20 protein-coding genes and 1 pseudogene are annotated in these 25,470 nt (G+C 37.4%); 6 read left to right on the top strand and 15 right to left on the bottom strand.

What is annotated here, in order from left to right; genetic code table 11:
* Positions 1 to 6 precede the first annotated feature (6 nt).
* The 8 genes from C7K43_RS01100 to C7K43_RS01065 form a co-directional block, all read right to left on the bottom strand.
* The gene (locus C7K43_RS01100; RefSeq protein ID WP_124005149.1) at positions 7 to 330 is read right to left on the bottom strand and encodes an AzlD domain-containing protein; all 324 of its coding nucleotides are present in this window, start codon (positions 328 to 330) and stop codon (positions 7 to 9) included.
* Entirely contained in the window at positions 317 to 1,024 is a 708-nt protein-coding gene (locus C7K43_RS01095) for an AzlC family ABC transporter permease (RefSeq protein ID WP_124005148.1), read from the bottom strand. The genes C7K43_RS01100 and C7K43_RS01095 overlap by 14 nt, the downstream gene beginning before the upstream one ends.
* A gap of 78 nt (positions 1,025 to 1,102) precedes the next feature.
* Positions 1,103 to 2,887 (bottom strand): cell division site-positioning protein MapZ family protein, encoded by a 1,785-nt coding sequence (locus C7K43_RS01090; RefSeq protein WP_124005147.1) that lies wholly within the window; start codon positions 2,885 to 2,887, stop codon positions 1,103 to 1,105.
* Between the two features lie 182 nt (positions 2,888 to 3,069).
* Positions 3,070 to 4,176 (bottom strand): RNA polymerase sigma factor RpoD, encoded by a 1,107-nt coding sequence (gene rpoD, locus C7K43_RS01085; RefSeq protein WP_124005146.1) that lies wholly within the window; start codon positions 4,174 to 4,176, stop codon positions 3,070 to 3,072.
* Positions 4,177 to 4,200: 24 nt separating this feature from the next.
* Positions 4,201 to 6,036 (bottom strand): DNA primase, encoded by a 1,836-nt coding sequence (gene dnaG, locus C7K43_RS01080; protein WP_124005145.1) that lies wholly within the window; start codon positions 6,034 to 6,036, stop codon positions 4,201 to 4,203.
* 166 nt (positions 6,037 to 6,202) lie between these two features.
* Positions 6,203 to 7,048, bottom strand: coding sequence for a DUF368 domain-containing protein (locus C7K43_RS01075; RefSeq protein ID WP_124005144.1), 846 nt, complete (start codon positions 7,046 to 7,048; stop codon positions 6,203 to 6,205).
* A gap of 30 nt (positions 7,049 to 7,078) precedes the next feature.
* Positions 7,079 to 7,708 carry a lysozyme family protein gene (locus C7K43_RS01070; RefSeq protein ID WP_124005143.1) on the bottom strand — a complete coding sequence of 210 codons (630 nt, stop codon included), beginning with the start codon at positions 7,706 to 7,708 and terminating at the stop codon, positions 7,079 to 7,081.
* Positions 7,709 to 8,064: 356 nt separating this feature from the next.
* Entirely contained in the window at positions 8,065 to 8,718 is a 654-nt protein-coding gene (locus tag C7K43_RS01065) for a hypothetical protein (RefSeq protein WP_124005142.1), read from the bottom strand.
* 280 nt (positions 8,719 to 8,998) lie between these two features.
* On the opposite strand from C7K43_RS01065, the gene C7K43_RS01060 reads away from it, so the two are divergent.
* Positions 8,999 to 10,003 carry a nucleoid-associated protein gene (locus tag C7K43_RS01060; protein WP_124005141.1) on the top strand — a complete coding sequence of 335 codons (1,005 nt, stop codon included), beginning with the start codon at positions 8,999 to 9,001 and terminating at the stop codon, positions 10,001 to 10,003.
* A 365-nt stretch (positions 10,004 to 10,368) separates the two neighbouring features.
* On the opposite strand, the gene C7K43_RS01055 is transcribed toward C7K43_RS01060, so the two are convergent.
* Positions 10,369 to 12,801 carry a hydroxymethylglutaryl-CoA reductase, degradative gene (locus C7K43_RS01055; protein ID WP_124005140.1) on the bottom strand — a complete coding sequence of 811 codons (2,433 nt, stop codon included), beginning with the start codon at positions 12,799 to 12,801 and terminating at the stop codon, positions 10,369 to 10,371.
* A gap of 177 nt (positions 12,802 to 12,978) precedes the next feature.
* On the opposite strand from C7K43_RS01055, the gene C7K43_RS01050 reads away from it, so the two are divergent.
* The 4 genes and pseudogenes from C7K43_RS01050 (at position 12,979) to C7K43_RS01035 (ending at position 17,265) form a co-directional block, all read left to right on the top strand.
* Positions 12,979 to 14,130: a hydroxymethylglutaryl-CoA synthase gene (locus tag C7K43_RS01050; RefSeq protein WP_124005139.1), complete on the top strand. Its 1,152-nt coding sequence runs from the start codon at positions 12,979 to 12,981 to the stop codon at positions 14,128 to 14,130.
* Positions 14,131 to 14,534: 404 nt separating this feature from the next.
* Positions 14,535 to 15,509: pseudogene (locus C7K43_RS01045) on the top strand (ABC transporter substrate-binding protein).
* A 41-nt stretch (positions 15,510 to 15,550) separates the two neighbouring features.
* The gene (locus C7K43_RS01040) at positions 15,551 to 16,462 is read left to right on the top strand and encodes an ABC transporter permease (RefSeq protein ID WP_124005138.1); all 912 of its coding nucleotides are present in this window, start codon (positions 15,551 to 15,553) and stop codon (positions 16,460 to 16,462) included.
* Positions 16,459 to 17,265: an ABC transporter ATP-binding protein gene (locus tag C7K43_RS01035; RefSeq protein WP_124005137.1), complete on the top strand. Its 807-nt coding sequence runs from the start codon at positions 16,459 to 16,461 to the stop codon at positions 17,263 to 17,265. The genes C7K43_RS01040 and C7K43_RS01035 overlap by 4 nt, the downstream gene beginning before the upstream one ends.
* Positions 17,266 to 17,331: 66 nt before the next feature.
* On the opposite strand, the gene C7K43_RS01030 is transcribed toward C7K43_RS01035, so the two are convergent.
* From C7K43_RS01030 to C7K43_RS01020, 3 genes are all read right to left on the bottom strand, one after another.
* Positions 17,332 to 17,706, bottom strand: coding sequence for a DUF2255 family protein (locus C7K43_RS01030; protein WP_124005136.1), 375 nt, complete (start codon positions 17,704 to 17,706; stop codon positions 17,332 to 17,334).
* Positions 17,707 to 17,744: 38 nt separating this feature from the next.
* Positions 17,745 to 18,608, bottom strand: coding sequence for an aldo/keto reductase (locus tag C7K43_RS01025; protein WP_124005135.1), 864 nt, complete (start codon positions 18,606 to 18,608; stop codon positions 17,745 to 17,747).
* 161 nt (positions 18,609 to 18,769) lie between these two features.
* Positions 18,770 to 19,837, bottom strand: a complete 1,068-nt coding sequence (locus tag C7K43_RS01020; RefSeq protein ID WP_124005134.1) for a PQQ-dependent sugar dehydrogenase — start codon at positions 19,835 to 19,837, stop codon at positions 18,770 to 18,772.
* Positions 19,838 to 20,294: 457 nt separating this feature from the next.
* Between C7K43_RS01020 and C7K43_RS01015 the strand changes: the two genes are divergently transcribed.
* Positions 20,295 to 21,436, top strand: a protein-coding gene (locus C7K43_RS01015; protein WP_124005133.1) for an IS3 family transposase whose coding sequence is annotated in 2 segments (ribosomal slippage) — positions 20,295 to 20,526 and positions 20,526 to 21,436 — 1,143 coding nt in all. Because the reading frame shifts where the segments join, the coding sequence is not laid out codon by codon here.
* A gap of 782 nt (positions 21,437 to 22,218) precedes the next feature.
* Here the strand turns inward: C7K43_RS01015 and C7K43_RS01010 are convergent.
* The 3 genes from C7K43_RS01010 to C7K43_RS01000 are packed head-to-tail and all read right to left on the bottom strand — an operon-like array spanning position 22,219 to position 25,460.
* Positions 22,219 to 23,424, bottom strand: coding sequence for a dihydrolipoamide acetyltransferase family protein (locus tag C7K43_RS01010; RefSeq protein ID WP_124005132.1), 1,206 nt, complete (start codon positions 23,422 to 23,424; stop codon positions 22,219 to 22,221).
* Between the two features lie 15 nt (positions 23,425 to 23,439).
* The gene (locus tag C7K43_RS01005; protein ID WP_124005131.1) at positions 23,440 to 24,471 is read right to left on the bottom strand and encodes an alpha-ketoacid dehydrogenase subunit beta; all 1,032 of its coding nucleotides are present in this window, start codon (positions 24,469 to 24,471) and stop codon (positions 23,440 to 23,442) included.
* A gap of 20 nt (positions 24,472 to 24,491) precedes the next feature.
* Positions 24,492 to 25,460 (bottom strand): thiamine pyrophosphate-dependent dehydrogenase E1 component subunit alpha, encoded by a 969-nt coding sequence (locus tag C7K43_RS01000; protein WP_124005130.1) that lies wholly within the window; start codon positions 25,458 to 25,460, stop codon positions 24,492 to 24,494.
* Positions 25,461 to 25,470 lie beyond the last annotated feature (10 nt).

Genomic DNA, 25,470 nt, shown 5'->3' with positions numbered 1-25,470 from the left:
TCTCCTTTAAACAAAAAAACGAATAAGTGCTATTGCTATAATACCTGTGATCACAATTTTCATCAAATCTTTTGTATAAATTCCTACGATTAAAGCAGGAATACACGCAAGTGTTTCAGGAACATTTAATATAGGAGCTCTACCAGTAGGAACGCTCAATAAGTTTTGCACCAGTAAAGCAGTTAAAATACATAAAGGCAAATAATCAAGAAATAGTCGGAATTTCGCAGGAAAATGCATTTTTTTAGCAAAAGCAAAAGGCAAAACCCGAGGGATCCAGGTAACCAAGAAGCAGCCTAGCATTAAATATAGGTATTCAGTACTTATCATGCGTTGCCACCCCCACAAAACAGCCTATTAACGCTGCAATAATGACCGCAATTTCAGGCGTTGTCAACCACATAAGCAGATATAATACAACAATAACACTTAACAGGACAATAATCGTCTGTTTGGTTTTTGTTTTTAATGGGAGCTCGACTTGAAATAAAAAAAGGCCCAAAAACATCGCTACCAAAGCAAAATCTAGCCCAAAAGTTTCTGGCTCTGGTATAAAATTGCCTAATAAAGCGCCTAATACCGTTGCTAAAGTCCAGGTTAAATAAGCACAAATATTTAAACCATTCGTCCAAGCAACGCTTACTTTTCCTACTTTTTTCAGTGCCATTGTTAAAACGCCATAAGACTCATCAGTTAATAGCGAACCAATGCCAACATTTTCTAACAATGAAGCCCGGCGAAAATAAGGCGCTACAGAAAGACTCATTAAAAAATGACGCAAATTTACTAGAAAAACCGTTGCTACAACAGAAGTGATCGGTGCTTGAATCGCCAACAAACCACAAATAATGAATTGGGCACTCCCAGCATAAACAATCACAGACATTAAAAAAATGGCAAAAACGGATAATCCCACGCCCTTGCCCACAACGCCTAAAGCAAATCCGATTCCCAGATAGCCTAAAATTGTAGGCACGCAGGCTTTTACGCCGTCTAAAAATGTTTCATATTTTGCTTCTTCCAAAGAAAAGCCCCCCTTTTAGTTTCGAATTGTATTTTCCTAATATCATATCGAAACTAAAAGGGGGAAACAAGTATGTTTTTAATTATTTCCGTTTCCACGGAAAACGCCAGTTTTTGCGTTAATCGTCACAATATACATAGGAAAAGCTGATTTACCGATCCCTTTTAGTAATTTGGACTGATTGTTTGTAGCATAGAGGTTATAGTAACCTTCTCCATTTTCGATTCTGGCCGGTTCTAAAGTATAGCCGCCTTCAACGATGTAGCCTCGCCTAATACATTCATTAATCACTTTATCACGAACACCCGGAGCCCAGTCCCAAGCGTCATTATTTTTATCTTCAATATCGCTTTTCCTTGAAGACATGACCGGCTGATTATCTTGATTTGTTTCAGCCGCTTGCAAATCACCATTAGAATCTGATTCTTCCGAAGATTCCGTTTGTTGTTTTGCCGTTTTTTCTTTAGCTTTTTCTTGCTGTTCTTTCTCAGCCTTTTCTTTTTCTTCACGTGTGGTCAAGGCTTCTTCTATCGGAGTTAGTTCAGCCAATAGCTGTTCTTTTTCCTCACTGTCATAAAGTTCGCTTACAGTTTTTTCTGCGGTTTCATAGTCTTTACGACTGGCAGAATCTTTCAGTTGACCATTATGGTAAGAAGCAATTAGTGCTTTTACTTGTTTGTCTGCTTTATCAAGTGCTTGATGTTCATCTTTTCCTTGTTGAATTGCCTGATTTATCGTATTAGAGAATGTATCATCTATTGTCAAAGGCGTCATTTCGACATCGTTGCCATCTTTAATATGCACATCTTTTTGCAAAGCATCATCTACTAGAATAGGGTAACTAAAATAGCTGTTAAGTTCATTGGTAACCGCCAATTTTTCCTCAATATCTTTACTTTTCTTAGCTAAAGCAGCATATCCTTTTTCTTCAGAATAGTCCTGCAACTGGTTATTAATTTCTGACAAATCCTCAGAAGTTTTACTACTTTGAATAAATTGCTGTTCATCATTCGTATAAAAATCATCTAGCTTTTGAGCAATAGCAATCAGCTTACTTTCTGTTTGCAATTCTTCTTGTTTGGCTGCCTCAACTTGTTGTTTATGGCTGTAATAGCCAAAGCCTCCGCCTGTGATAACGAGTAAGATCGCTACCGTAAGTATATAATTTCTCTTTTTAGATTTTACTGAATTATTTTTCTTGCGATTATTTTCTGTTTGCACAACAGAATTTTGCTCGTGTGTATCTTCCGCTTCTTTATCAGTCGTTGAATCATCTTCATCTATTTCTTCTTCAGTTGTTTGTTTTGGTTCTGAGCGTTCTGTTTGTTTTTCATATTCTGGCCCCACCATTTTTATTTTGACAGCTGGTTCTTTTCGGATAGGAGAGGATTCATCGTTTTTAGTATCCGACTCTACTTCTTGTTTTTCTGAATTTGAAAGCTCTGCATTTTCTTTTTCTTGGGCGATTAATTTTTCAATAGTTTCATTCGTCTCAAAGCCCTTCCCTTTTTTATACCCCTTAATGTAAGTAGCGAGAATTGAATTATCATACAGCTCTTGTTCATTAGCCAACTCTTGTTTGACATACTCTTTAGTATCTTCTCTTGTGTCCTTGATTTCTTCAAAAGAACTGGTTGGTTCTTTTATTTCTTGACTTCCATTATTTTGGGCTTTCGGATTGTCATCTTGCATCTCTGAAAAATGCTCAGCTACAGAACCCAGTGGAATTTCTTTATATTCAGACCAATTAATATCATCATTTTTATTTTGCGTTACTGCATTTTCTAAATCAGCACCACAGTTAGGACAAACAATTTGATCAGAATTTAGTTCAAATCTGCAATTTGGACAATTCTTATTCACTTTTCACTCGAACTCCTTTTTCGTTACTAAAAAATAATTTACCACAAATAAGGGAGTAAGCCAACATGAAAGTGTATGTTTTACTTAAGGTTCTCCTAGCCTTACTTTAATTTTGGTTTTAAATTGTGGCATACAAAAAAAGACTTTTAAAAGTCGATTAAACCTTTAAAAGTCTTTGCTGGTTATTCTAGAAAATCTTTTAGTTGTTTTGAACGAGATGGATGACGTAATTTCCGTAAAGCTTTTGCTTCAATTTGACGAATTCGTTCGCGAGTCACGCCAAAGACTTTACCCACTTCTTCTAACGTACGAGTACGGCCATCATCAATACCAAAACGTAGCCGCAAAACATTTTCTTCACGGTCAGTCAAGGTATCTAAGACGTCTTCCAATTGTTCTTTCAATAATTCATAAGCTGCATGATCAGCCGGGCTAGTCGCTTCTTGGTCTTCGATGAAATCACCTAAATGAGAATCATCTTCTTCACCAATCGGCGTTTCCAAGGAAACAGGTTCTTGAGCGATTTTTAAAATTTCTCGAACTTTTTCCGTTGGTAAATCCATTTCTGCACCAATCTCTTCTGGCGTTGGTTCACGTCCTAAGTCTTGCAGTAATTGCCGTTGGATACGGATCAATTTATTGATCGTTTCAACCATGTGAACTGGAATACGAATCGTTCTTGCTTGGTCGGCGATCGCACGTGTAATTGCTTGTCGAATCCACCAAGTTGCATAAGTAGAGAACTTGAAACCTTTACGATAATCAAATTTTTCTACAGCTTTCATCAAGCCCATATTTCCTTCTTGAATCAAATCAAGAAATTGCATCCCACGTCCTACATAACGTTTCGCAATGCTAACGACTAAACGAAGGTTGGCTTCTGCTAAGCGTTGTTTTGCTTCTTGGTCGCCTTCTTCAATTTTTAGCGCTAAATCAACTTCTTCTTCAGCTGTTAATAACGAAACACGACCAATTTCTTTCAAGTACATACGAACAGGGTCATTAATCTTTACTCCTGTAGGAGCAGATAGGTCATCTTTAGGTTTTTCTTTTTCAACTTTTTCTGTTGTTTTTAAACTACGTAATGACGGTTCACCGTTTTCATCAACAACGCTGATACCAGCATCTTCAACTTGTTGGATTAATTTATCCATATTTTCAGCATCTAATGAATAAGGGGTAGCTAATGCATTAGATAATTCGTCATAAACGACTTGACCTTTGGTTTTATTTTGCTTAATAAAATCCTTAACCGCTTGTTCATATTTAACTTTTGTTTCTTCTGCCATAAAAGAAGACTCCCTTCGATGTTGCTATTTGACTTGTTTCAATTCTTTAGTAAGGTTTATAATTTCCATTGCTAAATCTAATTCTAATTGTTGGTTACCTTTTTGACTAGCCTCTTGCTGCTTGATCTTTTTATCATTAATTTCTTCAACCAAACTCGATCTTTGAATGACCGACAATAAGTCTTGAAACTCTTGTTGGCTTCCTTCTTCTGGAACATTCAAACTAGCAATGGTACTAACAATATTACGCATACGATCATCTTTTATAAAATCCAAAAACTTAGCAAGAACAAATTCACCTTCGCTTTCTATATAAGCATCATAGAGCATATATAACTCTTGATAAATTTCGTGAGCAAATACGACTTGTGTTTGTTTCAGACGCTGGTTAAGTGTTTCATCGTTAAACAACCGGTATAATAGCAACTCTTCTGCTTTTTGTACTTGTGTTTTACGTGATCCACCCTGTGATCTTTCCTGGACAGGCGCTGTATTAGATGGTGCCACAGGCGCCTTTTCTTTATTTCGACGTTGTCGTTTTAAGTCACGCAATTGTTGCTGTAATGTTTCTCGTGATATTTGAAACTCAGTAGACAACTGCGTTAAATAGCGATCTTGTTCGATTAAAGAATCTACATTCAGCAAATCATGTAACAGTTCTTGCACATATTCAACCTGTTCTTTTTCATTAGACATATTTTTATTCATACGTCGGTAATGCATTTTAAATGAAAACACAGTTTCTTTGCCATGCTCGAGCAATTTAACAAATGGCTCTTGCCCATACTTTTTAACGTATTCATCTGGATCAAGATTTTCCGGAACGCTTACAACCGATAAATCAATACCACTTGATTCTTGTAAATGACCGATTGCTCGATCCGTTGCAGCAATGCCGGCTTGATCGCCATCATAACAAAGGACTAATTCTTGTGCCACACGAGAAATCGCAGTGATTTGCTCATTTGTTAAGCTAGTTCCCATTGAAGCAATCCCATTGGTAACCCCCGTTCGGTAAGCTGCCAAAACATCCATAAATCCTTCAAATAAATAGACAGTACCGCTTTTTCTTATACCACTACGAGCCTTATCAAAATTAAATAAGATTTCACGTTTATTAAACAGTGTTGTTTCAGGGGAATTGAGATATTTGGGTTGATCTTGATCGTCGAAATCCTCCGTTGCAAAAAAACGACCCGAAAAGCCAACTGTTTTCCCTTGAAAATTACGAATAGGAAACATAATCCGTTGATAAAAGCGATCCACTAACTCTTCATTTTCTCGTTCAACAAACAATCCGGATTCAGGAAAAATGTTTGAATCCAATGCTTCGTTTTGAAACACACGGACCAAAAAATCACGTTGATTAGGAGCAAAACCAATGTTAAACTCTTCAATCAACTGGTCATTCAACCCTCTTTTATGCAAATAATCAAGAGCCCCTTCACCTATAGCTGTATTAACTAACATATGATGATAAACTTCGGCCGCTTTTTCATGCAATTGAATCAACTGTTGTTGTTTTGAACTGGTCTCATTTTCAACTGCAACGTTTTGATACTGTTTAGAGACCTCAATGCCTTCTATCTCAGCCACTTTTAACACCGACTCAACGAAAGAAAGACCTTCTATCTCCTGGATAAAAGAAAAAATATTTCCGCCACGACCGCAACCGAAACAATAATAAAACTGCTTATCTTCAGCAACAGAAAACGATGGCGTTTTTTCATTGTGGAATGGACAAAGCCCGGAATAATTTTTACTACCCGATTTTTTCAGTTGCACATATTGACCAATAACATCAACGATATTCGTTTTATCACGAATATCATCAATCACTTGTTGCGGTATTTTCGCCACGTTTACTCACCTCCTAGAGTTGTAAGATGAGCTGATCTATCGGTAAAAAATCGCACTAACATCATATCAGTGCGATTAATAAATAGACAGTTTTCTACATATACTATTGTATCATATTCTCAAGAATTTACAAACTTTTTGCTCACAGCAATCAGTTAATTGTTATTTATTTATAACGTTCTTCTAGACGGCTCATCCAAGCACCTAAAAGTGCTCCTAGGCCTAACATTAATACACAAGCACTATAGTCAATAAAGCCAAAGTCAGCATAATCTGTCGGTATGATCATAATGGTTGAAGCAAAGACCACGCCCATAATAAAATGAAATAACTGCGGATACGCCTTACTGAAAATGTAATCCATCAATTTAGAAAGACTAAAAACTGTAATAATACCGCCAATTCCGATAGGTATGATTACACTGGGATCCAGGCTTTTAAAACCGTCTGCCATCGCTTTATACATACCCATATAAACAAGAAAATTAGATGGACTTAACCCCGGAACAATCACGCCTAAAGCAATTAAAAAGCCGGCAATCATCCAGGTCCAGATATTGTGCGGAACTTCGGTAAATAAACCAGAGCCTTTCCATAAAAAAATCGTCGCTACTACAAAACTAACAACTAAAATAACTAAATCCCGGTTGGACCGCCCTTTTTTTCCAGCTTCTTTCCATAAAGCAGGAGCAGTTCCTACAATACAACCGACAAAAAACCACAAAATAATACTGGCGTAAGAGCCCAATAAAAAACTAACCGCAAAAGATAATATGAATATGCCAGTCAAACCACCTAAACCAACTGGAATAAAAAATAAGACATTTTCTTTAAAGTTTCTTGTAATATGAGCTAAAAAGCTAATAATTCGTTCGTAAATACCAAAAATCGCGGCTAACGCGCCACCAGAAACTCCTGGTAAAATAAAACCAGAACCGATAAACATTCCTTTAACAAAGCGCAAAATCCAATCTTTAGTACCAGCCTTTGCCGACTGTGTCTCATTTTCCATTAAGTCTTCCACTCCTACCCACATTTCTTTTTAAAATAAAAAATTGGTTTGTTCTATTTTTTTCTCATTTGCTTTTACCAGGTCTGCATAGAAAAAATTTCCGCCATTATGGTATAAATACCCACCATTGTATAGTACTGACTGATAACTTAAATAACGGTATTTTGTTTGCTCATTGTTTCCCAGTTCAGGAGACAGCGTATTTTTGGAATAGCGTTCTGCCAATTCCAGACGATTGGTTTTGCCGTTTTCAGCTACATAGTCGATGTAGTCTAGCCCAAAATTATAGGCTTGGACAGCAGTCCACAGGTCGCAGCCTTCAGCGTCTGCTTTTTTAATCGCCGTGGCTAAGAAAGCCACACCTTGTTCGATGCTTTCTTGTGACTCCTCAATTTGATTAGGATACCCCCCCGTACTTTCAGAACTTTGCATAGGGTCATTATGCTCACCTTTAGTTTCTGTAAAAATAATGCCCAGTACTAAGTCTCTATACTGCGGAATATTTTCTTCTTGTACCGCTTTTTCCACTTGTTCTTCATATTGATGAACCTGTTTTAAAATTTGATAGTTTCGATATAAATAATAGCCACCTAAAGTAAGTATCATTATCGAAACTAATAATAACACTTTTTTTAATATCGATTTCTTTTTTTTATTCATAAGTTTACCTATCCAACCTTTTTTATATCAAGCATTAGCCTACTATATCCTGCAATAGACTGTCTACGAAACAGGGTAAAAAAATAAAAACTTTAAAAAAAAAGCAATCTTTCTTTTAAATACCTTTACTATTTGTTTGGTCGGGACTTGTTTTAGGTTGCTATACTTAATCTTAACCGTAATTCACAGTAAAAAAAGCTGGAAGAAAAATCCCCAGCAAAGTTAATTTCATGAACACCTGTAGGATAGCTCCTACAGATGTTTGGTAGGCCCTTGTCACAAAATACGGAAAATCAAAGGACGGTTGGTTATTTTTTCGCAAATCTCGCTGGAAAGTGATTAATGTCCCAGACTTTTTAACGATCTTCAAGAGGCGTTTGAGCAAACGCTTCGATAAGTGGAATAAGCTCTAATTTCAATTTATATTTTCTATTTAATGCGGGCTCAATGGTATAATCATTTTCCGATTGAACTGAGATGGTTGCTAGGAGACGAGACTCAGTTTTTGTTTGTTCTTTGATTTGATAATGAGACTTGTCTGTTTCAATGTAAAAATTCGCGTAGTTTTCGATCGCTTTTTTGAAAGCGATAAATTTCATAGACTCGCTTGCTTCTGAACTACTTTCAGTTGCATCAGTATTCCCTTGTTTTACCGTTGTTTTTTCTGTTTGTGGTTGTCCTTTTGTTGATGGCCAAAAACTAGCAACTTCTTGTGCTAAGTTATCACTAAAAAGTTCTCCTAAACTTTTTTCACCGTTCTGGATTCGTTTAATCACATCGGTAAAGTTCTCATCTAAAGGAATATTAATCTCTTTATCTTTTGCCCCTTGATCCAAATCCAAACGGCGAATAATCAATTCATCTGGACGTTCACTTTGCATAAATGTTTCAATTTTAAAACCATATCTTTCGTCGATCTTCTTTTCCATCATATGAAATACTTTGGCTTGCGTAGATTTAAAAGATGGTTGAAATTGTTGTTGTAGTTTTGCTAATTGTTTCTTTTTCATAATGTTCCCCTTTCAATACTATTTGATTATAAGAAAAAAACCGTTCGTTGAACAGTGATTTTCATGAAAAAGTTCAGAAATCGTTTATTTAAACTCATTTTCCGCTTGTATTTGGACGTTTCACCAAGTTCTAATCAAAAACGAGGGCGCTTTTCACTCGTAACCAAAAACAAGTTCTGGTAAAAAATTACTTCATTTCTATAAACAACTTTCATTATTTTGCTTCCTTCACAGCCGATTTTTTTGTACACTATAGAATGGAAATGAAAGGAAGAAATTTATGGACATTTATTTAAAACAAGCAATCATGCACATCATTGATAGAAAATCAGGAGATCCGGTCTTTTCGCAAGTAGAGCTGGATTTAAGTACTGAATATATCCGAGATTATTTAACCAAAAAGGTCCAAAAACTAGCCACCTCGCAAACCAAAACAGGGACTTTAGCAGAAGATTCCGAAATTGCTGAATTAACCCAGCAAGCAGAAAAAGATTTTATTCATTTCAGCGAAACTTTTGTAAAGCGCTGGTATGAAATTTATCAACAAAGTGAAGATGCTCCTGACAGCGATGTTTTCGTGGTGTTATATGAACTTGATACAAGTATGTATGTAGCTTTTTTGAAAGTAAAATATACCGAAGGATTCACTCATTATGTCGACACGAATGAACACGGAATCCAAAATGATCTCATAATTAACCGGGCGATACTTTCTGGTAAATCTCAAAAAGCAGATGAAGGAATTACCATTAATCTAGCCGATTTATCCTACGAGCTCATTGAAAAACAGTATACTTTTTCTGGAGAAAAAATGAATTATTTTTCCAATAAAGTCATTGAAACCCAGCCTGCTCCGTCTTTAGAAGACCATGTCAAAGTCATCAAAAAAACAGCCGAAGAAATTGGCGAAAAATTCAATACACCTAGCTATGATCTGTTAGCAGATGTAAAAGAAGCAGTTTACGATACAATCGAAGAACATGGCCAAATCGATACTAAACAAGTAGCTGAACAAGTTTTTAAAGATAATGTTACAGCGAAAATGTCATTTGAAGAAGAAGTCGAAGAACAAGGAGTGACCAGTCAAACTCCAATGATGCGCGAAGTAAGAGAAGTTTCTGAAAAGAAATATGGCAAACAAAAGCTAAAACTTTCCAACGGCATTGAGCTAGTTGTCCCGCTTACTGTTTATCGTAATCCGGAGTTAATCGAATTTATCAATAACCCTGACGGAACAATTTCAGTGACCATCAAAAATGTAGACGAAATTATTAACCGTATGTAGTTTTGTAAATAAGGAGAATGACTTCATCTTATTTTTTCCTCTTATTGAGTAATGGATACAGTTTTCCTTACTCAATACTGATTTATTGAGTAAGGGTTTCTTATTTCTTTACTCATTTTTTTATTGTTGAGGAACAAATCGTTATTTCTATCCTCATTTTTCACTGTTTTTCGTTTATTTTACCCATTTTAACTGTATTTTACTCGTTATTGAATAAAAAAAGCTGATTTCCTTACTCAATATTGTTTTATTGAGTAAGGATTTCTTATTCCTTTACTCATTTTTTATTATTGAGGAATAAATCATTTCTTTACTTACTTTTAGCTAATAAACGACCAGAGAAATATTATCTCTGGCCGCTTTTTTTAATCCTTTTGATTTCTAATGTCTTGTAAAATTTGACGAGCATTTTCTTCGTTCATCTGCGTTCTTTTTAACCTAGTGGCTACTTTTTGCACTTCTGAAGCTTTAGCACCGGCATTCATTGCTAATGTACGAGCTTGTAATGCCATGTGCCCTTTTTGAATGCCTTCACTCACTAAGGCTTTGAGCGCAGCCAAGTTTTGTGCCAAACCTACAGCTGCGATAACTTCAGCTAATTCTTTAGCGTCATTGACTGCCAACATTTCTAATGATGCTTGTGCTTTAGGTAAAGCTTTGGTCGCTCCTCCAGCCGTTGCAACGGCCAAGGGTAATTCAATGAAACCTTTCAAATGCCCATCTTCAACTTCCCACTGGCTCAAACCACGGTATTGTCCGCTTCTTGCTGCATACGCATGAACAGCGCTATTAATACTTCTGGTGTCATTTCCCGTAGCAAGAACAACAGCGTCGATTCCATTCATACTTCCCTTATTATGGGTTGCTGCTCGGTAAGGATCAATTTGTGCGAAAGTCGAAGCAGCAGCAATTTTTTTAGCGATTTGCTCACCTTTTGTAGCATCACCTTTTCCTAAACTAGCAAACGAAACCTGACATTCAGCCGTTACCAAAGCATCGGTAGCATAATTGCTTAAAATGCTAAACAAAATTTCTTCAGAGAACCATTGCTTAAAAAGAGTAGCAACGGCTTCTAACATCGTATTTAACATATTCGCGCCCATCGCATCTTTTGTATCAACAAGTAAATCAACACTTAAAAAACTAGGTTCTTCAGCGAACTCGCGAATTTCAACTTTTCTTACGCCCCCGCCACGTCTTACAATGGAAGGATACGCTTTTTCAGCGGTAGAAATCATCAGTGGCTCATTTTCTTTTATCTGTTTAATCAACTCTTTTTTATCACTGACATTCATTAATACAATTTGTCCACGAATTTCTTTTTTAGCCATAGTAGCAGTAAACCCGCCCAATTTTTGAGCTAGCTGTGCGCCATTATTACAAGCGGCGACCACAGAGGGTTCTTCGGTTGCCATAGGAACTAAGTATTCTTTTTGATTGACCTCAATCGATTTTAAAAGTCCCATAGGAACAGAAATTTCACTCACTTGATTTTCCGTCAAATTTTCCGCAATATTATCTGGCAAAGCCGTTTGTTTTAATTCGTCAGCTGTTTCAGTCATAATTTTATGCTGGAAAACTAAGGTGTCTAGTCGTTCTTGTTTAGTTAATTCATAAAAACGCGACGTCTTTTTTTCTTTAGGCCGTTCAATTAAAGCTGCTAATCCAAGCCCGCCGCCTACACATAGCGATACAACAGCATACTGTCCATCAATCCGGTTTAATTGATGGCAAGCTGTTGTAATGATCCGCGTACCAGTAGATCCAATTGCGTGACCGAGGGAAATACCGCTGCCGCAAAGATTGACTTTCTCTTCGGGTATCCCTAACTCCTGTTGAACAGCAATTGAAGACGCAGCGAAAGCTTCATTGATTTCAAAAAGGTCAATTTCTTCCACGCTTAAAGAATTACGTTCAAATAACTGATGGATGGCCTTAACAGGTGAAACACCCATAATTTTAGGATCGATTCCTACTTCTACCACATCCTTAAGCACTGCTAGATAGGAAAGATCATTTGCTAAAGCAAAGCTTTTTGAAGCGAGAATAACTGCAGAAGCCCCATCATTGATCGTTGAGGCATTTCCTGCCGTCACTGTACCACCTGGTTTAAATACTGGTTTTAAATGTGCCAGTTTTTCCAAAGAAGTATCTTTTCTAACGCCCTCATCTTTTTCCACTACTTCGTCATCTATGTGAAGCGGTAGAATCTCTTCGGAGAAATAGCCGTTTTCTTGAGCGTAGGCTGCCTTTTCCTGCGAACGCAGAGCAAATATGTCCTGCATTTTTCTTGATATATTAAATTTATTCGCCACATTTTCAGCGGTAAGTCCCATATGTTTTCCACTAAAAACATCGGTTAAGCCATCAGAAAGCATGACTGGTTTTGGCTGGGAATATGTATCTTCTTGTTGATCATAACGACTCAGATAAGGTGCCTGACTCATACTTTCAACGCCACCAGCTAATACTACTTCAGCTTCGTTTAATCGGATTGCTTGTGCTGCTAAAGCAATAGCTTTCATTCCAGATCCACAGACCTCATTAATTGTTGAGGCATAGACACCTTCAGCTAGCCCACTATTTAAAGTAATTTGCCTGGCTGGATTTTGTCCATTGCCCGCTTGTAACACATTACCAAAAATGACTTGTTTGGTTGCTGATGCCGCTTTTTGGTTCTTATCGATAAGTTCTTTGGTCACAGCTGTTCCTAATTCCACAGCTGATAATTGACTTAAACGACCCCGATATTTACCGACGGGCGTTCTTAACGCATCAATGATTACAACTTCTTCCACGTTGTCACCTCCAAAATGAACTATAGCATTCTTTACAAAAAAAACAAATGGTTCTTTTTACGTCTTACATCCTACTAGTCAATCTTTAACAATCTTTAAATTATCAATTTAATTTCCCTAAACTTACCTAAAGTATGTTAATTTTAACCATGTATAAATTATTTAAAGGAGAACATTATGAACGTTGGTATAGATAAACTCAGTTTTTTTGTTCCGTCTTATTACATTGAAATGACAGAACTTGCAAATGCTCGTGCGGTAGCCCCCGCTAAATTTCATATTGGTATCGGCCAAGATCAAATGGCGATTAACCCCAAATCACAAGACATTATTACTTTTGCTGCCAATGCAGCACAACATATTTTAAGCTCTGAGGATTTAGCACAAATTGATATGATGATTGTCGCTACTGAATCAGGAATTGATGAATCAAAAGCATCAGCGGTAGTATTGCACCGCTTGTTAGGTATTCAACCTTTCGCTCGTTCTTTTGAAATTAAAGAAGCATGCTACGGCGCTACTGCCGGATTACAATTTGCAAAAGATCATGTTTTATTGCATCCTGACAAAAAAGTATTGGTTATTGCAACCGATATTGCAAAATACGGCCTCGAGTCTGGTGGTGAACCCACCCAAGGCGCTGGTGCAGTAGCGATGTTAGTCAGTGCGGATCCACAAATTTTAGCTTTTGAAGATGACAATGTGATGTTGACGCAAGATATTTATGATTTTTGGCGACCGGTTGGCCATGACTTTCCTTTGGTTGATGGTGCCTTATCGAATGAAACCTATATCCAATCTTTTCAAAAAGTTTGGGCAGAAAATATCAAAAAAAACCACATCCCTTTATCTGATTATGCTGCACTTACTTTTCATATTCCTTACACAAAGATGGGAAAAAAAGCTTTAACGTCAATTTTAACAGACGTTTCCGAAGAAGAAAAAGATCGTTTGTTTGCTCGTTATGAAGAAAGTACGATTTACAGCAGAAAAACAGGCAATATGTATACAGGTTCATTGTATCTAGGATTGATTTCACTTTTGGAAAACTCTCAGAGCTTACAAGCAAATGATCGAATCGGGTTATTCAGCTATGGTTCGGGTTCAGTTGCAGAATTCTTCAGCATGCGACTCATTAAAGGGTATCAAGAACATTTATTGAAAAAGTTACATGAAACGCAATTCAAGAAACGCTCAAAATTATCGATCGAACAATATGAAGCAATGTTTTCCGACCAATTAGATACAAGTATTACAAATGAGTTCCACGATCAAACACCTTATAGCATTACCAAATTAGTCAATACAATTCGACAATATAAGGAATAACTTTTTAACTCTTAAAGTAGCGGCCCTGCTTTAAGAGTTTCTCTTCAGGCAAAAAAATCAGAAAATTTTGATTTTTATATTGACTTTCCTCTAAGCCTTCTTTATACTTAGTAACAATTCAATGTGGAGGCGTTAATTATGAACAACAAACCTTACAGCTTACCAACACAATTGAATAACTTTTACTTTAGCTATTTTAGATAAGCTTATATCCAGCCTTTTGGATATGAGCGGTGCTATCACCTTTATATCTAACTATGGCTAGAGCAATTTTTAGTGGATTTTAGCCATAAGGACAATTCCAAAATGGCTGAAATAAAACAATGAATGTAGTTATTTTTCAAACCATTTGGACTTGTTGTCTAAATGGTTTTTTATTTTATAAAATTTGAGGAGGAAAAGAAATGAAAAAGAGTGGGTTATTAGTTTTAACAGCATTAAGTACTTTAGCTTTAGCTGCATGTGGTAACGAGGCTGCTGGCAACTAAGACGCAGACGGGGCAAAAAAAGTGGGGGTTTTACAAGTAGTCCAGCACGATTCTTTAGATACTGCTTATGAAGGCTTTAAAGAAGGGCTAGCTGAAGGTGGTTACGAAGAAGGGGAAAATCTTACAATTGATTATCAAAATGCTCAAAACAACCAAGACAATCTAAAAAGTATGAGTGAAAAATTAGCCAAAGACCAGTCCGATTTATTACTAGGAATTGCAACGCCAGCAGCCCAATCATTAGCTAACGAAACTTCGGATATTCCGATTGTAGTCACTGCAGTTACTGACTTAGCCGAAGCTAAGCTAGTAGAATCCGATGAAGAGCCCGGCCGCAATGTAACAGGGACCACTGATATGGTGCCAGATATTGCAAAACAAACGGATTTGCTTTTAAGTGTTATTGACGAACCTGAATCTATCGGAATTATGTACAACGCTGGTGAAGCTAATTCAAAAATTCAAGCTGATTTAGCCCAAGAAGCTTTAGAGGACGCTGGCGTAGAAGTCAAAACTTTAACGGCTAATACTACCAATGACGTGCAACAAGTAACAACTAGTTTGGCTAAAGATGTCGACGGTATTTATGTACCAACTGATAACACTTTTGCCAGTGCAGCTACCGTCATCGGTGATGTAGCTAAAGAAACGAAAACGCCAATTGTCGCTGGTTCAATCGAACAAGTTGAAGGTGGTGCTTTAGCAACTTATGGGATTGACTACGCATCGCTAGGTAAGCAAACTGGAGAAATGGCGGCCAAAATTCTTGATGGTGATGCACAACCTAGCGATATGCCGGTCGAAGAAGCAAACGAGTTGAAACTTCATGTCAATGAAGAAATGGCACAAGCACTAGACATCGATCCAGACAGCATTAAAGAACCAGAGTAACTCAATCACTGCCAAAAAATTATTAGATTTGAGGAATAAATATGACAATTAGTAGTTTAGGAATTATTTTACAATCCGCAACTTCCCAAGGTGTTGTTTGGGCGTTACTTGCGATTGGTGTATTTCTCACCTATCGTATTTTAGATATCGCCGACTTAACAGCTGAAGGCAGCTTTCCTCTAGGTGGAGGTATAGCTGCAGTTGCGATCACCAACGGCTTTTCTCCTTGGACAGCTACTTTGTTTGGTTTTGGCGGTGGCATCCTGGCAGGTCTTGTTTCTGGGGTACTCCATACAAAACTAAAAATACCGGCACTGCTTGCAGGGATCATTACTATGACCGGCTTATACTCCGTCACATCTAGAGTTATGAATGCCCCGAATATCGCTCTTCTAGGTGAAAAAACAGTTTTTTCTCCCTTAGAAGAAATGGGGCTTTCCAATATTAATGCCACCATCATTGTCGGCGCGTTGTTTTCATTGATTGTCATTTTTCTATTGTTTCTTTTCTTTCGAACAGAACTGGGACTGGCGATTCGTTCAACGGGAGATAATATCGAAATGAGTGAAGCCAATGGTATCAATACAGATAATATGAAGATGATCGGTTACATGATCTCTAATGGTTGTATTTCTCTATCTGGCGCCTTAATTGCTCAAAATAATTCTTTTGCTGATTTAAATTCTGGAGTTGGCACCATTGTTATCGGACTTGCCTCCATTATTATTGCTGAAGTGATCTTTCGTAATAAACCGTTACTATTTCGTCTATTTACCGTCGTTTTAGGTGCAATCATTTACCGCTTCATTTTAGCGATTGTATTTGAATTCGACGTAGAACCAGCCGATTCAAAAATTGCTTCAGCGATTGTCCTTGTCCTCTGCCTTTCTTTAGGACAGTTTCGCGGGAAATTCGGTTCAAAGAAAAAAGTAAATGGAGGTGTAGCAAAATGAATCCAGTCTTATCGATTGAAAACTTGCATCAGGTTTTTGAAGAAGGAACCAATAACGAAAACCACGTTCTTAAAGGGATCGATCTTACGATCAATCCCGGTGAATTCATTACCATCATCGGCGGAAATGGTGCAGGAAAATCCACTTTACTTAATAGTATTGCAGGCGCATTACCTACCAAAACTGGCAAAATACAATTAAATGGCAAAGATATCACCAAACAGTCCGTCATCAAACGCGCAAAATCAATTAGTCGGGTCTTTCAAGATCCTAAATTAGGAACAGCAGTCCGTTTGACAGTCGAAGAAAATTTGGCCTTGGCTTTAAAAAGAGGACAGAGTCGAGGATTTGGTTTAGCCGTTAAGTCTGCCAATCGTCCTTTTTTTAAAGAACAGTTGAAAACATTAAATTTAGGTCTAGAAGACCGATTAACTGCTGAAGTCGGATTACTTTCGGGGGGGCAAAGACAAGCGATCACACTTTTAATGGCCACATTACAACGTCCTGATTTGATTTTATTAGATGAACACACAGCAGCACTTGATCCTAAAACCTCTAAAACAGTGATGGACTTAACTGAAAAATTAATCGATGAACAACAATTAACCGCATTTATGGTAACCCATGATATGGAAAACGCCCTCCAATATGGGACTCGATTGATTATGTTACATCAAGGAAGAATTGTCGTCGATCTTTCCGGAAAAGAAAAGGAAAACCTTACAGTGGGTCAATTGATGGATCTCTTCCAGCAAAATAGCGGAACAAAATTAAAAGATGATCAATTATTGTTAAACACCTAAAAAAGCTTCTTACCAGTTTTATTTACTCTGGTAAGAAGCTTTTGTCATTAGAAGCTCTTTAAGTTATTAATTAGCCGGTATAAGCCGAACAGTGGCTTGCCGTGCTTTTTCAGTGATCATTGGACTTAGATAAGAACTATTTCCATATTTTTGACGGTAACCTTCGTCCACCTGATCATTGGTTTCTTTATCAGTAGGGAATTCAAAACGAACGTCTTTTTCTACTCCGCCGACAGAAATATGACCCTTTCCTTCTCTTTTGGCTGATTGATGCCAGCGCGCATCTGTACCAGCGTAGCCACGACAGTACAAATCATCTCCAGCTTGTGCAATCCAAATCCAAGTAGGTTTATGCATTGAACCATCAGCGTTTGGGATAGATATATACAAATTGTCATCTTTAGCAATAGCATCAAGTTCTTCTTGTTTCCATCCACTCATAAAAATGCTCCTTTCTAACTTAACCAGTAAATGACTTTTTAACCTTGATCAAATACAGGGAAAGAACTAGCATCTCCATAATCTTTAATACGTTCCATTTGTTTTAGTTTATTCAAGTCTTCTGCAGAGATCTCAAAATCTAACTCAGCGTTACTGCGTATATGATCTGGATTTTCTGACTTAGGTAATGGTAATAAACCTAATTGTAAACAATAACGAATACTCAATTGAGCCGTACTTACGTTATACTTTTCTGCTAATTCTTTGATTTGTTGATTATTTAGTATTTCACCATGGGCAACTGGAGAATAAGCTTCAACTAAAATGTCATGTTTTTGACAATATTGAATTAAATCAAAAGGTGTATTACTTACATGTGCAAGGACCTGGTTGACCATTGGTTTTATAGTCCCATTTTCGAGAATGTTTTCAAGGTCTTCTTGTTCGAAGTTAGAAACACCAATGGCACGAATTTTTCCATCATTATAAGCTTCTTCCATTGCATGCCAAGCTTCTAGATTCCCTTCAAAATAATGTTCTCCAGAGCGGAAGTCATTCCAAGGTTGCGGGCTGTGAATAATCATCATATCAAGGTAATCGACGCCCATTGTTTTTAATGATTGACCAATTGCCTCTACTGCTTCAGGATAGGACTTGATCTCAGCCGCTAGTTTCGTTGTGACAAAAATATCTTCACGCGCCACACCGGAATTACGTATGCCTTCACCTACACCATGCTCGTTTTCGTAGGCTTGTGCGGTGTCAATGTGACGATAACCGCCTTTTATTGCATCTTCTACTGGTTTAGCTACTTTATCATCATCCACTAACCAAGTACCAAAGCCAATTTTAGGGATCTTTACACCATTAGATAAAGTGTATTGTTCTGTTAAAATACTCATTTTCTTTTCCCCTTTCGCATAACTTGCTTTTTATTTTATAAACTAAATTTTCTTGCGAGCTGTTACCAACTTCATTCGAGTGCTTGAAATGCAAACCCTCTTTCCAATTCAACTTTATCACTCTCAGTTTTATTTGTCAGTTTATTCGGTCTTGCACTAAATTATTCCGAAAGATTCATTTTTATCAACTGGTCATCACCTTCGCTACCGCTACCACGACCATCTAAATTATTGGTTATAAAGTATAAGTCATCACCTTCAATGTAAGTATCACGAATGCGGCCAAAATCAGAAGTAACTGTTTGTACCTCATTGCTTACTAAATCAAATGCTAAAACTGCGCTACCACGCAAAGCTGCAACATATAATTTTTCATCTGTGTAAGTTACTCCTGCAGGTGCCCAAGTCTCATCTTCACCAGAAGTAAATAAGGGTGTTACCATATCTTCTTGCCCTTCTTCCCCTTCAATTTGTGGCCAACCATAATTCTCTCCTGCTTCAATTAAGTTCACTTCATCGTTTGCATTATCACCGTGCTCACTAGCATACATTTCTCCATCTTCCGTCCAGGTTATTCCTTGAGAATTACGATGACCATAGCTGTATACATAAGAATTTTGAAAAGGATTATCTTCAGGAATAGAACCATCAAAGTTTAATCTCAAAATTTTCCCACCCAAAGAATCAAGATCCTGGGCTATCTCTGGATCCGCCGCATCTCCGGTCGTTGCATAAAGCATATCATCAGGACCAATTTTTAATCTGCCACCATGATGATAAGGTCCGCTAGGTATTCGATCTATTAATACTTCTACTTCTTGCCATTGTCCATCATCCAAATGCAGCCGCACAATCCGGTTAAATTGCTCCTCTTCATTCTCATACGTATAATACGCATACGCTTCATTAGTTTCTGAAAAGTCAGGAGCTAACACAAATCCAAGCAGACCGGCCTCAGAAGCAGTAGACACTGGTTCATCAAGTACGGCTTGCTGACGATTGAGGTTTCCATCTGTTAATTGAACAATCGTACCTTCTCTTTCAGTCATGTAAAAAGTATCATTATCTTTTTCAATTGCCCAAGGAATCTCTAAATTTTCAGTTAGAATTTCTGTATTATCTGTCGCCTGCGGTACATCAGTCGTTTCAGTTTCTTCATCAGAGCCATTTGTTGAACAGCTAACCAATAAAAAAGCAAGTGGTAAAAGAATAATAGTGCTTTTTTTCATTTCAGAATCACTCCTACTAGTGATTTACTTCATATCGCGACCAATACTACACTGCCTTCCAAGTAACAAATTTAAGATTACAAAAGTTACAATTGCATAAAAACTAAATCTTTCTATAATCTATCTTACAGCTTAACCTGAACTTTAAGTCAAATAAAAATGAATTTAAAATCGTTATTAACCATGAAGTTGACTAAAATAGTCTTCCTAATAACACCGACAAAAATAAGGGGTTGCTAAATTCTAACATTAAATTTGCACTAACAGATAGCTAACAACTGTAAACAAAAAACATTACTAAATTCAAATAAATAAAGATTTCTTACAAAAAAGGTAAGTAATAGTTAAAGAAATAGGAAAACAAAGTTCATTCAGCTGCTGATCAAGGAGTGGTGTTAGGTTAGTTTTATGGACACATTTTCGTAGAGTACTATAATATTCTATGAAAGGATGTCTAATGATGGCTAAGCAATATAACCAAGAAACAAGAGAATTGGTCCTTCGATTGAATGAACAAGGACAAAGTGTGACTTCTTTGGCGCGTGAATATGGGATTGCGGAACAAACGATTTATAAATGGAAGAAAGCATATACTCCGGATAAAGAAACCGGAAAAAGTCAAGCAGAACTCCAACAAATGGAGAAGGAAATGCATCGTTTGAAACAGGAGAATGATATCCTAAAAAAAGCTATCACCCTATTCACGAAAGAATAGCCGATGATTCGTTCCTTTATGACCTTATCGAGGAAGAAAGCCAGGAGTACCCCGTGCGAACATTAACAGACGTGCTCGAGGTATCGAAGTCGACGTACTATGCTTCCAAGTATCGTCGTCCAAGCCAAAGGAGCCAAGAAAACGAGCAATTAAAACAAGAAATTCTACAGATTTACGAGAAAAGCAAGCACCGTTACGGCGCTCCCAAAATTACCTATAAGTTAACCCAAGACGGTTGGAAAGTGGGTTTAAAACGCGTTCAAAAGTTGATGCGAGAACTCGGGATTCATTCCATTATTCGAAAAAAATATCGGCCAGCGACAAATCATGAAAAAGTAACCTCTCGTGAAAATCTCTTAAAACAAGATTTCTCTACGACTTCAATCAACCAAAAATGGGCTGCAGATATCACCTATATCCATACAAAAAAAGAGGGCTGGACTTACTTGGCTTCTGTCATGGACTTGTATTCTCGTAAAATTATCGGCTATTCTTATGGCAAACAAATGACGACTTCGATTGTAGTGGACGCTTTTCATCAAGCCGTGCAAAATCAACAATTAAAAGATGGCAAACATTTGATTCTTCAAACAGATTTAGGCACACAATATACAAGTTATGAATTTGAAAACCTTCTCCTTCAATATCATGTAAGTCATTCTTACAGTCGTAAGGGAACCCCCTATGATAATTCAGGCATTGAGTCTTTTCATGCGACTTTGAAAAAAGAAGAAGTTTATTTGAGACATTACAGAAATTTTGAAGAAGCGCGTCTCGCCTTATTCCAATACATTAACGGTTGGTACAATCGCGAACGTATTCATGGCAATATCAACTATTTAACGCCCCAGCAAGCGGAAGATCAAGCAAAAATGTTGGCGTAGGGCTAGATTTCTCCTACACATTTTTTGAGGAACTTATCCACGAGAACCGCTCGTCATCGTCTCCGCCTAATGTCAAATACGATTCTCCATTTGATATTAGGCGGAAACGATGACATTCTCGAGAGTGGATTCGTTTCGAAAAAAGACTCTCGAAAAATGTGTCCAAAATATTGACGTAAAACCAGAGCAAAACGCAATAGCGTTATTCATTAAGCTTATAATAAAGCGAAAAAAGATCAGGAATAGTTCTTCACTCATTTTTCGATCCCAATTTTCATTTTATCTACTGTCTCCATTTCCTTATATTCTGTCCTCAATTTTTTTAGTGACAAAGCTTAAATTTTTATGATTATTTAATAGGATTTTTAATTGGATCATATACTGAACAAATACTATTCATAAATTCAATGTATTTAATAATCTCTTCTTCTTTACCTAATTTTCTCAACGATTTCTATACGTGCACTTTTTACTTAATTTTTTTGGTCTTAGTAATTTTTTACTGTAACAACTGAATTATAACAAAAGAAGCTTGCATAATGTACCTTTTACATTTTACAAGCTTCTTCTTATTAAAGTGAGTTATCTCCACTTTGTTTTTAAAAATCTTGATGATTGTCAAAGTAAACGGTCCCTAGGAGCAACGATTTTTTTGATTTTTGTAGCACTAAAAACGCCAAGTCCACCACATAATTCAACCATTTTGATGCTGTTTTTCCTTAAATTCATGGTAGCTTCTGTTGCTAAAAAATTAAGTCAGCATTCGTTTGCTTTTTTTACTCTCACAAAATTAGTGAATATGGATTTTCCAGATAGCTGATTATCTTACCTAAGAAGTCAGCTGCAGGCGCGCCGTCAATTACTTGATGATCAAACGTTAAGCTTAAAGGTAATTTTTGGTTTTGGACAACTTGTCCTTCTTCATCAAGTACTAATTCGTTAAGCATAGAACCGACACCTAAGATTCCTGTTTCTGGTGGATTCAAAATAGGGGTGAAGTATTCTGCGCCTCCTTTTCCTAGATTAGTGATGGTAAATGTCGAACCGCTATAATTTTCACTTTCTAACGTTCCTTGTTGTGTTTTTTCGATGCGATCATTTAAAGTCTTACCTAACTCAGTTAGCGTCATTTTATCGGCGTTTTGTACCACTGGAACAATTAATCCTTCATCCAGCGCCACCGCCATACCTAAGTGAACTTCAGCAAATTCTTCCAATTTGCCATCATGATATAAAGCATTCATTTTAGGTGTGACCTGTAACGCTAAAATCGTTGCTTTAGATAGTAGAGTGGTTATGCTCATTTGCCCATCTGTTAACGGCATTCCAGCGTTTTCTTTAATTTCTTTCCTGAAAGCCATCAATTGGGTCACGTCAGCTTTTTGCTGAATTGTTACTTGAGCAGTATTTTGTAGACTTGATGTCATACGTTGTGCAATCGTTTTCCTCATACCAGTTAAACCAGCACCCGCTGAGGTTACTGTCGTAGCTGTGACGCTTTCTTCTTGAGGTTGGAACATTTCGACATCACGTCGTGTGATCCGTCCATTGCCGCCAGTACCTTTGATTTGAGAATAATCGATGCCTTTTTCTTTAGCAACTTTTCTAGCTAACGGAGTAATAAAAATCCGATCGCCCTTTGCTTTTTCATCTTTCGGTTTTACAGGTTCAGTTCTTTTGTCTGATGGTTCTTCTTTTGGAGTTTCTTCGGTCGTGTCTTCTTTTTCAGTTTCTGAAGAAACCTCTTCACCAGCTTCGCCGATTAAACCAATCGCATCTTTACAAGGAGCTACTTCACCTGTGGGAACTAATATTTTTATAAGCGTTCCTTCTTCTGGTGCTTCAACATCCTGGCTGAGTTTTTCTGAGCTGATCGTACATACTGCTTCCCCTTTTTCAACTTGATCTCCTTCATCTTTCAGCCAAGCGTCTACCGTACCTTCTGTCATCGTTAAACCTAACGTTGGCATGATAATTTCTGTTGCCATACTTTTTCGCCTCCTTTATTGTTTTAAATCCTCAATAATTTCAGAAGCTGTATCCATTACGCGATCTACATTAGGAAGATACAGCTGCTCTAAATTCGAGGCAAATGGTACGGGAGTATCTGGTGCACAGATACATTTGATAGGGCCATCAAGGTAATCAAATGCTTTATCTCCGATAACTGAAGCAATATCAGTCGCTGTATTATTATGTGGATTTGCTTCGTCAATTATAGCTAAGCGACCTGTTTTCTTAATTGATTCGATTACTGTATCTTGGTCCCAAGGTGAAACTGTCATAAGATCAATTACTTCAACAGATACACTTTCTTTTTCTAATTTTTCGGCTAAATCTAAGGCTACGTAAAGCATTTTCCCAATCGTAACAATGGTTATATCTGTGCCTTCACGTTTTACTTTAGCTTTGCCAATTTCTACTTTATAGTAGTCTTCGGGGACAACTTCTTTAGTACCTAAAAGCGTTTTATCTTCTGAAAAAACGACCATATTATCTTCTTCAATCGCCGAAAGCAATAAACCTTTGGCATCATAAGCGTTCGATGGCACAACAACTTTGACGCCCGGGATAGCACCGAATAGGCCATAGTATGAACCCGAGTGTTGAGCTGCGGCACCCGCTCCGGCGCCATGAGTCGTACGAATGGTTAAAGGAACTTTAGCCTTACCGCCAAACATATAACGCATTTTTGAGCCTTGCGTTAAGATGGTATCAAGACAGTAACCAATAAAGTCATTAAACATTAGCTCTACTACGGGACGTAATCCAGTCGCTGCAGCGCCGACAGCTGTTCCCATATAACCATTCTCAGCAATTGGTGTATCCATTACTCGCTCACGTCCAAATTTCCCCATTAGCCCGCTAGTTACTCCAAAAACACCACCAAAGGCATCCTCATTTTCTTCTTCTAAATGCTCAACTGTCGCGCCACCGGATTGGTCTTCACCTATCAAAAATACGTTTTCATCTTTATCCATTGCTTGCTCTAAAGCTTCATTTATTGCTTGCATCATAGTAATTTGTCTAGCCATATTACTCTCTCCTTTTTTAATTATTCAGCAAAAACATCTTCATATAGTGATTCTGGTTCGGGAATTGAACTATTTTCAGCAAAATCAATTGCTTCTTGTACGTCTTCTTCTGATTGCTTATTGATATTTTCAATATCTTTTTTGCTTAATAATTTTTCTTTAAGAGCGTAGTCTTTAAACTCATCAACAGAATTACGGTCGGCTAATTCTTTTTCTTTTCCTTCACGTGCTTTATATTTTTGTTCGTCCCCTTCAAAGTGCCCATGATCTCGGTAAGTTAAACATTCAATCAATGTAGGTCCATTACCTTTACGAGCACGATCAATAGCTTTTCCCGCTGCTTCATATACGGCAACCACGTCTTTACCGTCGATAGTTTCTCCAGGCATATCATAAGCAACCGCTCGTTCTGAAATCGTTTCGGTACTTGAAGCATATTGATGAGGCGTTCCTTCACCATACATATTATTTTCATTGATAAAAACAACTGGCAATTTCCAAATAGAAGCAAGGTTCAAGCCTTCATGAAAACTTCCTTCATTTGATGCCCCGTCACCAAAAAAACATACGGCAACATCTTTTGTTTTCAAATATTGGTTACGCAATCCAGCGCCAGTTGCTAGTGTTATACCTCCACCAACAATGCCGTTAGCACCAAGCATTCCCTTATCGATATCAGCGATATGCATGGAACCTCCCTTACCTTTACATAGGCCCGTTTTTCGGCCTAAAATCTCTGCCATCATCCCTTTTAAGTCACAGCCTTTAGCAATACAATGACCGTGACCCCGATGTGTACTCGTAATTGAGTCATTTTCTGACAGATGGGCACAAACGCCGGTCGCAATAGCTTCTTCACCTGCGTACAAATGAACAAATCCCGGAATATCACCAGCTGCGAAAAGTTTTTTAGCAGCGGCTTCAAAATGCCGAATGTCTTCCATTTTTTGCAATATCCATTTTGCTCGTTCTTTATTTATTTTTTTCATGTAAATTTCC

The organism is Tetragenococcus koreensis (assembly GCF_003795145.1).
Taxonomy (GTDB): domain Bacteria; phylum Bacillota; class Bacilli; order Lactobacillales; family Enterococcaceae; genus Tetragenococcus; species Tetragenococcus koreensis.
Note: the sequence above shows the minus strand (reverse complement) of the source record. Positions and strands in the feature narration are given on the sequence as shown.

What these genes read in the sequence shown, in the direction of transcription:
- rpoD (WP_124005146.1), bottom strand. Translation starts at nt 4,176, where the DNA reads ATGGCAGAAGAAACAAAAGTTAAATATGAACAAGCGGTTAAGGATTTT.
- C7K43_RS01100 (WP_124005149.1), bottom strand. Translation starts at nt 330, where the DNA reads ATGATAAGTACTGAATACCTATATTTAATGCTAGGCTGCTTCTTGGTT.
- C7K43_RS01005 (WP_124005131.1), bottom strand. Translation starts at nt 24,471, where the DNA reads ATGGCTAGACAAATTACTATGATGCAAGCAATAAATGAAGCTTTAGAG.
- C7K43_RS01040 (WP_124005138.1), top strand. Translation starts at nt 15,551, where the DNA reads ATGACAATTAGTAGTTTAGGAATTATTTTACAATCCGCAACTTCCCAA.
- C7K43_RS01025 (WP_124005135.1), bottom strand. Translation starts at nt 18,608, where the DNA reads ATGAGTATTTTAACAGAACAATACACTTTATCTAATGGTGTAAAGATC.
- C7K43_RS01075 (WP_124005144.1), bottom strand. Translation starts at nt 7,048, where the DNA reads ATGGAAAATGAGACACAGTCGGCAAAGGCTGGTACTAAAGATTGGATT.
- C7K43_RS01030 (WP_124005136.1), bottom strand. Translation starts at nt 17,706, where the DNA reads ATGAGTGGATGGAAACAAGAAGAACTTGATGCTATTGCTAAAGATGAC.
- C7K43_RS01035 (WP_124005137.1), top strand. Translation starts at nt 16,459, where the DNA reads ATGAATCCAGTCTTATCGATTGAAAACTTGCATCAGGTTTTTGAAGAA.
- C7K43_RS01010 (WP_124005132.1), bottom strand. Translation starts at nt 23,424, where the DNA reads ATGGCAACAGAAATTATCATGCCAACGTTAGGTTTAACGATGACAGAA.
- C7K43_RS01060 (WP_124005141.1), top strand. Translation starts at nt 8,999, where the DNA reads ATGGACATTTATTTAAAACAAGCAATCATGCACATCATTGATAGAAAA.
- C7K43_RS01020 (WP_124005134.1), bottom strand. Translation starts at nt 19,837, where the DNA reads ATGAAAAAAAGCACTATTATTCTTTTACCACTTGCTTTTTTATTGGTT.
- C7K43_RS01050 (WP_124005139.1), top strand. Translation starts at nt 12,979, where the DNA reads ATGAACGTTGGTATAGATAAACTCAGTTTTTTTGTTCCGTCTTATTAC.
- C7K43_RS01000 (WP_124005130.1), bottom strand. Translation starts at nt 25,460, where the DNA reads ATGAAAAAAATAAATAAAGAACGAGCAAAATGGATATTGCAAAAAATG.
- C7K43_RS01065 (WP_124005142.1), bottom strand. Translation starts at nt 8,718, where the DNA reads ATGAAAAAGAAACAATTAGCAAAACTACAACAACAATTTCAACCATCT.
- C7K43_RS01070 (WP_124005143.1), bottom strand. Translation starts at nt 7,708, where the DNA reads ATGAATAAAAAAAAGAAATCGATATTAAAAAAAGTGTTATTATTAGTT.